Raw genomic sequence first — 11,776 nt, 5'->3', positions numbered from 1 at the left:
ATCCGTGCCGCAGGGCCCACCGCACCGCCCCATCCAGCGACCCCACCCGGCGCTCTCCCCGGCCACGGGGAGCCCTCGGGGGCCGCGGGACGCCACGGTGGGCACCCCCGGCTACACCGCCGCCCCGGGCGCCTCCGCCAGCGTCCGCGCGAGGACCCACGCGGCCCGCTCCGCGTCCGCGAACGACACGTACAGCGGCGTGAAGCCGAAGCGCAGCACGTCCGGCGCCCGGAAGTCCCCGACCACGCCCCGCTCGATGAGCCGCTTCATGACGTCGGCGGCGTCCGGGCAGCGCAGCGCGATCTGGCTGCCCCGCTCGGCGTGCGCCGCGGGCGTGACCACCTCGACGCGGCCCGCGGGGACGTACGCGGCGACGCACTCCAGGAAGAAGTCCGTCAGGGCGAGGGACTTGGCGCGCACGGCCGCCATCGACACGCCGTCCCAGACGTCGAGCGCGGCGTCGAAGGCGAGCAGCGACAGGATGTCCGGCGTGCCGACGCGACCGCGTACGGCATCGGGGGCGGGCTCGTACGCGGACCGCATCCCGAAGGGCTCGACGTGCGAGTTCCAGCCGGGCAGCGGCGAGTCGAAGTGCGGCTGGTGCTCCCGGCGCACGTACAGGTACGCGGGCGAACCGGGGCCGCCGTTCAGGTACTTGTAGGTGCAGCCGACGGCCAGGTCCACGCCCTGCTCGTCGAGGCCGATGGGCAGCGCGCCCGCCGTGTGGCACAGGTCCCACACGACGAGGGCGCCCACCGCGTGCACGGCGGCGGTGAGGCCGGGCAGGTCGTGCAGGCGCCCCGACTGGTAGTCGGCGTGGTTGAGCAGGACGGCCGCGGTACGCGGACCGAGCGCGCCGGGGACGTCCGCCGGGGCCACCGGGATCAGGCGGCAGCCGGTGAGGCGGGCGGCGGACGCGGCGATGTACCCGTCCGTGGGGAACGTCGTGGCGTCAACGACGAGTTCGTCGCGCCCCTCATCCGGGGAGGTCCCGTCCCCGTCCCGCTGACGGACGATGCGTACGGCCGCCACGAGCGCCTTGAAGATGTTGACGCTCGTCGAGTCGGCGACGACGACCTGTCCGGGGCCGGCGCCGATCAGCGGGGCGAGCCGGTCGCCGATCCGCTCCGGCGCGGTCCACCAGCCGCTCTCCTCCCAGGAGCGGATGCGCATCTGGCCCCACTCGCGGGTGATGACGTCGACGACGCGGGCCTCGACGCCCCGGGACAGCGCGCCGAGCGAGTTCCCGTCGAGATAGACAGTCTCGTCGAGGACGAACTCCGCGCGCTTGTGGGCGAGTTCGTCCTTGCCGTCCAGGACGGCGGCGGCGTCACCGAGCCGCGCGCGCCCGACGTCCAAGGCCACCTCGCCCGCTTCCGACACCTCTGCCGCCATCTCCGACCTCCGTGTCTCAGACATGGCTGCGCGCCGTCCACAGCTCGGGGAACACGTTCTTCGTGGCCCGTTTCTCCAGCCAGGCCACCCCGGCGGAGCCGCCCGTGCCGGTCTTGGAGCCCATGGCGCGGCGGGTGGCGACCAGGTGGTCGTTGCGCCATCGCCAGACGAGTTCGCCGACGTCGGTCAACGCCTCGCCGAGCCGGGCGAGTTCGTCGCCCTCGTCCCCGGCGTACAGGGCCGTCCAGACGGCCTCGACCTCGGGCGAGGGCTCGTACTTGCGGGAGATGTCACGGTCGAGCACCGCGGCCGGTATCGGGTGCCCGCGCCGGGCGAGGAGCCGCAGCACCTCGTCGTACAGGCTCGGCTCCTGCAGCGCCTTCTCCAGCTCCGCGTGCACACGCGGGGCGCCGCGGTGCGGCACCAGCATGGACGCGGACTTCTCGCCGAGCAGGAACTCCATGCGCCGGTACATCGCCGACTGGAAGCCGGAGCCCTCCCCGAGCGCGCCCCGGTAGGAGTTGAACTGGGCCGGGGTGAGCTGCCCGAGCGGCTTCCACGAGTGGTTCAGGGCCTCCAGCTCCCGCACCGACCGCTTCAGGGCGGCGACGGCCACCGGCACGTCGTCCTCGCGCAGGGCGCGTGCGGCGGTCTCCCACTCGTGGACGATGACGGTGAACCACAGCTCCATCACCTGGGTGGTGACGAGGAAGACCATCTCGCCGGGGTCGTCGGACCGCAGATGCTGGAGGTGGGTGAGGACGTCCGCCTGGACGTAGTCCTCGTAAGGGGTGGTGCCTGCGAAGTCGAGGTTCGGGCTGTCCGGGCTGTCGTCCGTGGTCACGGACTGTGGCCGGGTCTCGTGCGCCGCGTGCGCCTCGTGGGACATCGCTGTCTCCTAGATGCGTACTCCGGGTAGCGGTCCGCCCCTGCCGGTACCGGCACGGGGGCCCCGGTCCCCACCCGCATCCTCCGCAACATCCCGGGAAACGGCAAGACCTGCCTGGTCACACCGGGTGTCCAGGCAGGTCGTGTGCGGCCCGCGGGTGCGGGGGCCCGGCGGGGCCGCTAGCCAAGCGTGTCCGCCGCCGCCGGGGAGGAGTCGCGCAGGAACGTCGAGCAGCGCTCGTACTCCTCCTGCTCGCCGATCGAGCCCGCGGCGCGGGCCAGGGCGTGCAGGGCGCGCAGGAAGCCGCGGTTCGGCTCGTGCTCCCAGGGGACCGGGCCGTGGCCCTTCCAGCCGCTGCGGCGCAGGGAGTCCAGGCCGCGGTGGTATCCCGTACGGGCGTACGCGTACGACTCGACGACGCGGCCTGCCTCGTACGCCTCGTCGGCGAGGCGGGCCCAGGCGAGGGACGACGTCGGGTACTTCGCCGCCACCTCCGTGGCCGGGGTGCCGGCCGCGAGGAGCTCGCGGGGCTCGGGGTCGTCGGGCAGGTGGGTCGGGGGCGGGCCCCCGAGGAGGTTCTCGTGAATGGACATGGGGCAAGTCTGCATGAGCCTGGCGGGGCGCCCCCACCAGGTCGACGGCCTCAGCCCGGAATGCGCCACCCCCGGCCGCGCTCCGCGCCTCGCCCTCAACCGCCGGACAGGCTCTCTCCCACCCGCCCAGACTTGACCGACCTCGGCGACAGCCCGGCACCCCCACCCCCACCGGGGCCACCCCCGCATCGGCGCTCCGCGCCTCGTCCTCAAGCGCCGGACCGGCTTTCTCCCACCCGCCCGCCCCCACCATGCGTTCGACCCGGCAGTCGGCACCTTCAGGACCGCCCCGCCCCGCACCCTTCAGCCCGCCCCGGCGAAGTATTCAGCCCGCCCGGCGAAGTATTCAGCCCGACTCGGGGAAGTTTTCAGCCCGTCCGGCGTTTGAGGACGAGGCGCGGAGCGCCGATCGGGGGTGCGCCGTCTCACGGCAAGGGGGCACCTACCCCCGGGGTCCGGGGCGGAGCCCCGGTTTCGGGAAGGGGTGGGGTTGGGGAGAGCCCCGCAGGGCGCCTACCCCCGGACCGCCCGCACCCCCCGCACCAACGCCTCCACCCCCACCTCGACCTTCCCCCGCGGGCACCCCACGTTCAGCCGCACGAAACCGGGCGCCCCATACGTGCCCCCGGCCATGACGGCGACCCCCTGCCGCTCCACCAGCTCCCGCTGAAGCCCGGCGTCCCCCACACCCCCGAGCACCCCCCGCAGATCGACCCACGCGAGATACCCGGCCTGCGGCGCCACCCACCCCAGCTCGGGGAAGGCCTCGTTCAGCCGCTCCCCGACGTACCGCAGGTTCTCGTAGGTGTAGGCACGCACGGCGTCCAACCACTCCGCGCCCTCCCGGTAGGCGGCGATGTGCGCGACGAGGGAGAGGACGGCGGGCGAGGCCAGCCCTTCTCCCGTGTTCATCCGCCGCACGAAGGCCGCATGGTCGTCAGGATCCCCGACGAAGCCGTAACTCCCGCTCAGGGAGGGGAAGTTGAAGGCCTTCGTGCCGGAGGTGACGAGGGCCCACCGCCCCCGCGCGTACCGGGTCCACGGCAGATGGACGGCCCCGTCGTGCGTGAGGTCGGCGTGGATCTCGTCGCTGATGACGGCGACCCCGTACCGCTCGCACAACGCGGCCATCCCGCCGAGCTCGGCGTCGCTCCACACCCGCCCGGTGGGATTGTGCGGCGAGCAGAGCAGCAGCACCCGCGCGCCGGGCCGGGCCAACTCGGCTTCGAGGAGGGCGAGTCCGGGATCCTCGACGGGCACGGTACGCAGCTCGCGGCCGAGCCCGTCGACCGCCTTCCTGAACCCGTCGTAGGTGGGCGTGTGCACGACCACCCCGTCGCCGGGCTCCGTCCACATCCGCAGGAGCTGGGATATCTGGTTGAGGACGGACGGCGCGTAGACGAGCGAGCCGGGGTCGACGTCGGTGTCGTGGCGCTGCTTGAACCAGTCGCGGACGGCGCCCCGGAAGTCGTCGTTGCGCCAGTCCGTGTAGCCGAAGACGCCGTGCGCGACCCGCCGCTGGAGCGCGTCGAGGACGGGCGGCGCGCAGGCGAAGTCCATGTCGGAGATGGTGAAGGGGAGGAGGTCGGCGACGCCGTCCCACTGCACGCACCAGGTGCCGTGCCGGTCGACGGGGGTGTCGAAGTCGTAGGCCGCTGTGGTCACGGGCGGATCCCTCCGGGCATGCCGCAGGCCCGGCACCCGCGCTGTGGCGGAGTACCGGGCCCGGCGGACGGTGTGGACGGCGTTACTTGAGCTTCGTACCGCTGGAGCGCAGGTTCGCGCACGCCTCGGTGACGCGCTTGGCCATGCCCGCCTCGGCGGACTTGCCCCAGGTGCGCGGGTCGTAGGTCTTCTTGGAGCCGACCTCGCCGTCGACCTTCAGGACGCCGTCGTAGTTCTTGAACATGTGGTCGGCGACGGGACGCGTGAAGGCGTACTGCGTGTCCGTGTCGAGGTTCATCTTCACGACGCCGTTCTCCAGCGCCGTCGCGATCTCCTGCTCGGTGGAGCCGGAGCCGCCGTGGAACACGAAGTCGAAGGGGGACTGCTTGCCGTACTTGGCGCCGACACCCTCCTGGAGGTCCTTCAGGAGCTCGGGGCGGAGCACGACGTTGCCCGGCTTGTAGACGCCGTGGACGTTGCCGAAGGAGGCGGCGAGCAGGTAGCGGCCCTTCTCGCCCAGGCCCAGGGCCTCGGCGGTGCGGATCGCGTCGTCGACCGTGGTGTACAGCTCGTCGTTGATCTCGTGGGTGACGCCGTCCTCCTCGCCACCGGTCGGGGTGATCTCGACCTCAAGGATGATCTTCGCGGCGCGGGCGATCTCAAGCAGCTCCTGGCCGATGGCCAGGTTGTCGGCGAGGGTCTCGGCGGAGCCGTCCCACATGTGCGACTGGAAGAGGGGGTCCCGGCCGGCCGCGACGCGCTCGGCGGAGACGGCGAGGAGCGGACGGACGTAGCCGTCGAGCTTGTCCTTCGGGCAGTGGTCGGTGTGCAGCGCGACCGTGATGTCGTACTTCGCCGCGACGATGTGCGCGAACTCGGCGAGGGCCACCGCGCCCGTCACCATGTCCTTGCTGTACTGGCCGCCCAGGAACTCCGCGCCACCCGTGGAGATCTGGATGATGCCGTCGCTCTCCGCCTCCGCGAAGCCGCGCAGCGCAGCGTGCAGGGTCTGCGAGGACGTCACGTTGATGGCCGGGTAGGCGAACTTGCCTGCCTTCGCCCGGTCGAGCATCTCGTTGTAGACCTCGGGGGTTGCGATGGGCATGTGTCCGCTCCTTGTGATGTGCGGGGTGAGTGCTGCTCTGCTGCTGTGTCCCTGACCTGGGGTACCTGGATGACCGGTGGGACCGGTGGTACCGGGGGCGACGCCGTCGTCGCCCCCATCTTTCCAGACTCGCCGGATTGCTCCAGCTCTACGTCATGTACCGATCAGTCGAGGCCCAGCTCGTCCTTCGAGTACGCGAAGAGGTACGGGACCCCCGCGCCCTCGGTGATCTTCTCGGCGGCGCCGGTGGCGCGGTCCACGATCGTCGCCACGCCCACGACCTCGGCGCCCGCCTCGCGGACCGCCTCCACGGCGGTCAGCGGGGAGCCGCCGGTCGTGGAGGTGTCCTCGACGACCAGGACCCGGCGGCCCGCGATGTCCGGCCCTTCGACCCGACGCTGCAGCCCGTGCGCCTTCGCGGCCTTGCGCACCACGAAGGCGTCCAGGCGGCGGCCCCGGCCCGCGGCGGCGTGCAGCATCGCGGCGGCCACCGGGTCGGCGCCCATCGTCAGGCCGCCCACCGCGTCGAACTCCAGGTCCGCGGTCAGGTCGAGCAGGACCTCGCCGACCAGGGGGGCGGCCTCGCCGTCGAGGGTGACGCGGCGCAGGTCGACGTAGTAGTCGGCCTCGATGCCCGAGGAGAGCGTCACCTTGCCGTGCACGACGGCCTTGTCCTTGATCTGCTGCAGCAGGTCGCCGCGTACGTCGTTCGTCATGGCTACGAGCTTAAAGGCGCCGCCAGGTCCAGGTGGTCGACGTCTCCAGGGGCTCGAGGGGGGTGACGAGGCGCGGTGCCGTGTTGAGGCCGTTCGGCGGGCCGGTCTGCGGTTCCACGCACACCGCTTCCGCGGGCTCGTCGTACACCACGACCCACTGCTCCCTGCTCGCCACCTTCAGCTCCAGGCGGCCCGGCCAGGTCAGGGTCACGTCGACGCCGTCGGGCATCCCGAAGCAGTCGTCCCAGGGGCCGGGGGTCGGGTCGATCCTCGTCCCCGTGGGGAGGTGGTCGTCGCCGCGCAGCTCCTGCCAGGCGGCGTCGAAGCGCAGCTGTACGCCCTCGGCGTCCTCGGGGTCGCCCGCCAGGTGGCGGTTGAACCACGGGTGCCAGCCCGCCTGCGCCGGGAACGAGTCCTCGTACGTCTCGATCGCCATCCTCAGCGTCAGGGCGTCGTCGGTCAGCTCCACGATCTGCGTGACCCTGCCCGGGTACGGCCAGGGGTCCGTCAGGTCGTACGTGAACACCGCCTCGCGGTCGCTCACTCGGGCCGTCTTCCACGCGGCGTCGCGGGCGGTGCCGTGGATCGCGTGCGGCGGCGAATTCACCGGCAGCTGGTGCAGGACGTCCCCGTTCCTGAACTTGCCCTCCCTCGTCCGTCCGCACCACGGCACCATCGGGAAGCTGCCGTACCGCTCCCCCTGCCGCAGCAGCTCGACCCCGTCGACCCGCAGACTCCCGACCCGGCACCCGTCCCCCGGCCGCACGGTCACGTCCGCGCCACCCGCACCCAACCTGATCTCATCGCTACTCACCCCCCGACCTTACGACCCGCTCCCCTGCGGGGCCCCCAATCCCACCCCTTCTCCGATCCCGGGGCTCCGCCCCTGGACCCCGTAGCCAGACGTCCCATGGCGGGCAGACCAGTCCTCCCCCGATCGGCGCTCCGCGCCTCGTCCTCAATCGCCGGACGGGCTGAAAACTCCCCCGAGGCGGGCTGAAGACTTCGCCGGGCGGGCTGAAGTACAGCCGGGGCGGGCTGAAGGGTGCGGGGCGGGGCGGGGCGGTCCTGAAGGTGCCGACTGCCGGGTCGAACGCATGGTGGGGGCGGGCGGGTGGGAGAGAGCCGGTCCGGCGTTTGAGGACGAGGCGCGAAGCGCCGATTCGGGGGTGAGTCCGGCGGGGCTGAGGGTGCCGGGCTGTCGGCCAGGCCGGTGCGAGTCGGGGCGGGTGGGTGGGAGAAAGCCCGTCCGGCGTTTGAGGACGAGGCGCGGAGCGCCGTATCGGGGGCGCCCCCGCCAGGCTCACCGGCGCCGACGCAAAACCCGCCCCACCACAATCGCCGAAGCCAACACCACAGCCGCAGCAGGCGCGGCCCACCGCAACGTGGCGACCCCGCCGGACATCGCCTCGGGCACCGGCACCGGCGCATACCTCCCCCGGGGCGGAGCGTGGTCGACCTCCTCCGCACTGCGCCCGATCATCGTCCGCCGAGCATGCGCGGCCTCAGCAGCGGCCCCGACCTCCAACGGCCGGTCGAAGTCATCGGCCAACGGATCCAACGAAGGCGGCGGCACCTCGGCCTCGTAAATCCCCCCGACCTCCTTGGCGGAGCCGTCGGAGGCATCACCGACGTCGGAGCTGCCGACGACATCGGCGTCGTCGTCGGCGTCGGCGGCGGCGTCGTCGACGTCCCCCACCCCCGGCCCCCGGCCGCCCCCCTCCACAGAAGCCGCAGAGGCCAACCCCTCGCCGAACCGCCCCAGCAACCTCCGCACAGCGGCCTCCACAGCCTGTGGAGAACTCCCGGCGATCTCGGCGATGCGTCCGTCCCCGGAGCCCGTCCCGGTGAAGGCGACGCTGGTGCCGCCCTCCGCACCGGGGGCGAGCCGCAGGACGAGGGAGAACTTCACGGAGCCGTCGCCGCGCACCTCGGTGCCCTCGCCGTCGAGGGAGTAGGAACCCCCGCTCCGGGGGGCGAGCCGCAGGGCACCGCGGTAGGTGATCGTGTGCCCACCGACCCGCACCCGCAGCCGCCCGGACAGGGGCGGCGACTCCGCGTCGGCATCACGCTGCAACCCCGGCACAGCGCCGGCGACCCGCTCGGGGTCGGCCAGCGCTTCGCGGAGCGGCTCTTCCGGGACCGGTACGAACACCTCATGCTCCATGACAGTCGAGCGTACCCACGCCCACCGCGTGATGTACGCCACTTGCCCGCGCGGAGGGCCGGACGACCCGTCAGTCGGCGTACCGCGGATGCACGAGGGTGGAGGGCGGCATGGGTTCCCGGGGTGTGGGGCGGACGCGCTGGGCGGCGCGCGCGCCGGACCGCAGGATGGCGGAGTCCGCGGCGGCGACCAGGCCTTCGTGGCCGCGGGCGGCGAGGACGAAGCCCCAGTCGCGGGCGTGCGCGGAGCCGTCGGCGGTGCGGTCGGGTCCGGCGGCGAAGCCGGAGTGACGGCCCGTCACGCGGTAGGGCGTGGTGGCGAGGCCCGCGGCGCGCAGGGTGGCGTCGACGGTCCAGTAGGTGTGGGCGCGGGTGACGACGGGCCCGGCGTGCACGGCGAGGCGGCCGCCGTCGGTGAGGGCGCGGGCGACGAGACCGTAGAACTCCTGGGAGTAGAGCTTGGTGCTCGCGGTGATGCCGGGGTCGGGCAGGTCGGCGACGACGACGTCGTAGGGGAGGCGGCGGGCGTGCGGCCCGCGCAGCCAGTGGAAGGCGTCGGCGTGCACGACCCGCACCCGCGGGTCGCGGTAGACGTGGCCGTTGAGTTCGCTGAGCGCGGGATCGCTGCGGGCGAGCCGCACGACGCCGGGGTCGATCTCGACGATGTCGACGCGGCGCACCCCGGAGTGGCGCAGGACCTGGCGGGCGGCGAGCCCGTCGCCGCCGCCGAGGACGAGGACGCGGGCGTGCGGCCCGCCGCGCATGGCGGGCTGGACGAGCGCCCGGTGGTAGCGGTGTTCGTCGCGGCCGCTGACGCGGAGCCTGCCGTCGAGGAAGAGGTCGAGGGATGCGTGGCGGCCGCCGGTGAGGACGACTTCCTGGACGCCGGTCCGGACGGCGACGCGGATGTCGGAGCCGTAGACGGCGCGGCGGGCGGCGCGCTCGAAGTCGTCGACGAGGACGGCGGCGGAGGCGAGCACGGCGAGGACGGTGACGTTGGTGGCGAGGAGTATCCAGCGCCCGCGCCCGCTGAGGTCGCGGCCGAACAGGCCGAAGACGAGGGCCCCGCCCGCGAGGACGTTGACGGCGCCGGTGAGCAGCGCCCCGGTGAGCTGTCCGAACCAGGGCAGCAGCAGGAAGGGGAAGGCGAGTCCGCCGACGAGCGCGCCGACGTAGTCCGCGGCGAACAGGTCGGCGACGGCGCCGCCCGCGTCCTGCCGCCGCACGCGCTGGATGAGCACCATCAGGAGGGGCACTTCGGCGCCGATGAGGACGCCGATGGCGAGCGAGAACGCCACGAAGAGGTAGCGCGAGCCGCCGGCCCACACCTCGCCGCGGTCCCCGGCCCACGCGAAGGCCGCGTACAGCGTCATGGCGCTGAGGCCGCCGACGAGGGCGAGCGCGGCCTCGATGAGCCCGAATCCGGCGGCGGCGCGGCAGCGCAGCCGCTTGGCGAGCAGTGAGCCGATGCCCATCGCGAACACCATCACGGACAGGACGACGGAGGCCTGGGTGACGGAGTCGCCGATCAAGTACGAGGCGAGGGCGACGAGTTCGAGTTCGTACACGAGTCCGCAGGCGGCACAGATGAACACGCCCGCGAGGACGAGGAACCGGCCTGTCCGGGGCGTGACGGGCAGACGCTCGGGCGGCTCGATCACGCTGCGAACGCTACGTCACCGAACGCTTACGCCAAGTCCCCCACAAGGGTGGAGGTGCCCGGGTGGACGTGTAGGACGCGTAAAGGGCCGCACGGCGTGTGCGGGTGACACCGGTGTCGCGCCCGCGCACACGGGTCCGCCCGCACCCCGTCCTTCCCGCCCGTCACCGGGCGTCCGCCGGGGAGTTGTGGCACGTCACAGCGGTGCGGGCATCCGCACGCCGACGCGGGTCCTGGTCGCCACCAGCTGTCCGTCCTGCGGATAGGCGTGCCAGGTGCGCCACATGACCGATCCTTCGTGACGCTGGGCGAGCATCGCGGTGAAGGCGTGCGGGATGCCGGGGAAGACTCCGGCGAGGCCGTGCGGGTGCTCGGTGACCAGGGCCAGCAACTCCTGGGCGCGGCCCGCGAACTGACCCCGCGACAGGGTTTCGACGCAGGCCGCGAACTCGTACTCCCACTCCCCCACCCGCTTGGACACGCCGAGCGGCAGCGGGGTGCTGCTGCCGGGGATGCAGGCCACCGTCTCGGAGCAACTGCCGCCGCGCTCCTCCTCCAGGAGCACTTGGTGGGACGCCCCGAGGAGCCTCAACTGCACGGTGGCGCCGGACAGTTCGAGGTCGAGCGTGGCCAGGGCGGGCAACGGCTCGCGGCCGAGGGCCCAGGCCAGGTCCCCGGCGCGCGTGTCGGTATAGACAGTCTTCAGGGTCGTGAGCATGGGTCGGCTCCGCTAAGCACGCAATGGAGGTGGGGGGGCCGGCGCACCCGGTCGGACACCGAGTGGTCGGAATGCCGGCTCGTGCCCACGGAGAAGTCCCGATCGTTGATTGAACTGAGAACGTCCGAGGGCGGTGTGACGGTTAAGAGGGAATCATGAACTGCGACACTGCCACAGCGTTTTTACCCAACTTCGTAGGGTTTCCATCCCCTAGAGGGCCGAACAGTTCATCTGTTCACGTTTCTGCAAACTCAGACGATCCAGAAGCGTCCCGGTACGGTCGCCAATAGCCCCATTTCGCCCCTGCCACTCCGCGCCAACTCCCTGCGCAGCACTTTCTCCGTGCGAGCCGTCAACATCCGTCCCCTGCCCCCGGCGACACCGGCACACCGCACCACCGGACGCCCACAACGACGAAGCGCCCGCCGGGAGTTGACTCCCGCCGGACGCTTCGCCCAGTGGACCAGCTGCCCCGTGTCAGCTGCCTCCGCCGCATCCACCCCCGCCACCGCCGCCGCCACAGGACGAGCCGCCGCCGCAGGACGAGGAGCCACCGCCGCAGGACGAGCCACCGCCGCAGGAGGTGGCCCCGCTGTGGTTGCCGCTGCTCGAACTGCCCGACGCCCACCAGCTGCCGCCGCCGGCCCCGGACGCCGTACGCCGTCCGCGGCTGCCGCGCACCCGGGCGGCACCGATCGCCAGCCCCGCGATCATCAGCACCACAAGCCCAAGGAAGAGGACGACAAGAATCATGTCCCTCACTCACCTTTCCGTTCCCCCGATGCACCGGACGCCTCGTGTTCCCCCGGGACCACGAAGCCTCCGGCGCCCTGCGGTTGTTGTCCCGCGTCGTTGCGTGACAAGGGGAT

At 72.6% G+C, this 11,776-nt stretch carries 11 protein-coding genes; all 11 read right to left on the bottom strand.

Annotated features, from left to right (window positions below; all coding sequences use genetic code 11):
- Window positions 1–111: 111 nt before the first annotated feature.
- The 11 genes from kynU to AB6L24_RS25940 all read right to left on the bottom strand — a co-directional run bounded on the left by kynU (window position 112) and on the right by AB6L24_RS25940 (window position 11,660).
- Window positions 112–1,395, bottom strand: a complete 1,284-nt coding sequence (kynU, locus tag AB6L24_RS25990) for a kynureninase (protein WP_405659007.1) — start codon at window positions 1,393–1,395, stop codon at window positions 112–114.
- 16 nt (window positions 1,396–1,411) lie between these two features.
- Window positions 1,412–2,284 (bottom strand): tryptophan 2,3-dioxygenase family protein, encoded by an 873-nt coding sequence (locus AB6L24_RS25985; protein WP_405659004.1) that lies wholly within the window; start codon window positions 2,282–2,284, stop codon window positions 1,412–1,414.
- Window positions 2,285–2,463: 179 nt separating this feature from the next.
- Window positions 2,464–2,877, bottom strand: coding sequence for a DUF3151 domain-containing protein (locus tag AB6L24_RS25980; protein ID WP_405659002.1), 414 nt, complete (start codon window positions 2,875–2,877; stop codon window positions 2,464–2,466).
- Between the two features lie 513 nt (window positions 2,878–3,390).
- On the bottom strand, window positions 3,391–4,542 hold the full coding sequence (locus tag AB6L24_RS25975; RefSeq protein ID WP_405659000.1) for a MalY/PatB family protein: 1,152 nt from the start codon (window positions 4,540–4,542) through the stop codon (window positions 3,391–3,393).
- A gap of 82 nt (window positions 4,543–4,624) precedes the next feature.
- On the bottom strand, window positions 4,625–5,647 hold the full coding sequence (gene fbaA, locus AB6L24_RS25970) for a class II fructose-bisphosphate aldolase (RefSeq protein WP_405658998.1): 1,023 nt from the start codon (window positions 5,645–5,647) through the stop codon (window positions 4,625–4,627).
- Between the two features lie 164 nt (window positions 5,648–5,811).
- On the bottom strand, window positions 5,812–6,363 hold the full coding sequence (pyrE, locus tag AB6L24_RS25965; RefSeq protein WP_380842611.1) for an orotate phosphoribosyltransferase: 552 nt from the start codon (window positions 6,361–6,363) through the stop codon (window positions 5,812–5,814).
- Between the two features lie 10 nt (window positions 6,364–6,373).
- Complete coding sequence (locus AB6L24_RS25960) at window positions 6,374–7,177, bottom strand: aldose 1-epimerase (protein ID WP_405658996.1); 804 nt, start codon at window positions 7,175–7,177, stop codon at window positions 6,374–6,376.
- Window positions 7,178–7,666: 489 nt separating this feature from the next.
- Window positions 7,667–8,530: an SRPBCC domain-containing protein gene (locus AB6L24_RS25955; protein ID WP_405658994.1), complete on the bottom strand. Its 864-nt coding sequence runs from the start codon at window positions 8,528–8,530 to the stop codon at window positions 7,667–7,669.
- Between the two features lie 70 nt (window positions 8,531–8,600).
- Complete coding sequence (locus tag AB6L24_RS25950; protein WP_405658991.1) at window positions 8,601–10,190, bottom strand: polyamine aminopropyltransferase; 1,590 nt, start codon at window positions 10,188–10,190, stop codon at window positions 8,601–8,603.
- Window positions 10,191–10,385: 195 nt separating this feature from the next.
- Window positions 10,386–10,907: a DUF2617 family protein gene (locus AB6L24_RS25945; protein ID WP_030362063.1), complete on the bottom strand. Its 522-nt coding sequence runs from the start codon at window positions 10,905–10,907 to the stop codon at window positions 10,386–10,388.
- Window positions 10,908–11,384: 477 nt separating this feature from the next.
- Entirely contained in the window at window positions 11,385–11,660 is a 276-nt protein-coding gene (locus tag AB6L24_RS25940; protein WP_405658989.1) for a hypothetical protein, read from the bottom strand.
- Window positions 11,661–11,776: the final 116 nt, after the last annotated feature.

Source organism: Streptomyces sp. RK9, from assembly GCF_045070545.1.
Taxonomy (GTDB): Bacteria; Actinomycetota; Actinomycetes; order Streptomycetales; family Streptomycetaceae; genus Streptomyces; species Streptomyces alboflavus.
Note: the sequence above shows the minus strand (reverse complement) of the source record. Positions and strands in the feature narration are given on the sequence as shown.

Coding starts and splice junctions, on each gene's coding strand:
- kynU (WP_405659007.1), bottom strand. CDS start 1,395: ATGGCGGCAGAGGTGTCGGAAGCGGGCGAGGTGGCCTTGGACGTCGGG.
- AB6L24_RS25985 (WP_405659004.1), bottom strand. CDS start 2,284: ATGTCCCACGAGGCGCACGCGGCGCACGAGACCCGGCCACAGTCCGTG.
- AB6L24_RS25980 (WP_405659002.1), bottom strand. CDS start 2,877: ATGTCCATTCACGAGAACCTCCTCGGGGGCCCGCCCCCGACCCACCTG.
- fbaA (WP_405658998.1), bottom strand. CDS start 5,647: ATGCCCATCGCAACCCCCGAGGTCTACAACGAGATGCTCGACCGGGCG.
- pyrE (WP_380842611.1), bottom strand. CDS start 6,363: ATGACGAACGACGTACGCGGCGACCTGCTGCAGCAGATCAAGGACAAG.
- AB6L24_RS25955 (WP_405658994.1), bottom strand. CDS start 8,530: ATGGAGCATGAGGTGTTCGTACCGGTCCCGGAAGAGCCGCTCCGCGAA.
- AB6L24_RS25945 (WP_030362063.1), bottom strand. CDS start 10,907: ATGCTCACGACCCTGAAGACTGTCTATACCGACACGCGCGCCGGGGAC.
- AB6L24_RS25940 (WP_405658989.1), bottom strand. CDS start 11,660: ATGATTCTTGTCGTCCTCTTCCTTGGGCTTGTGGTGCTGATGATCGCG.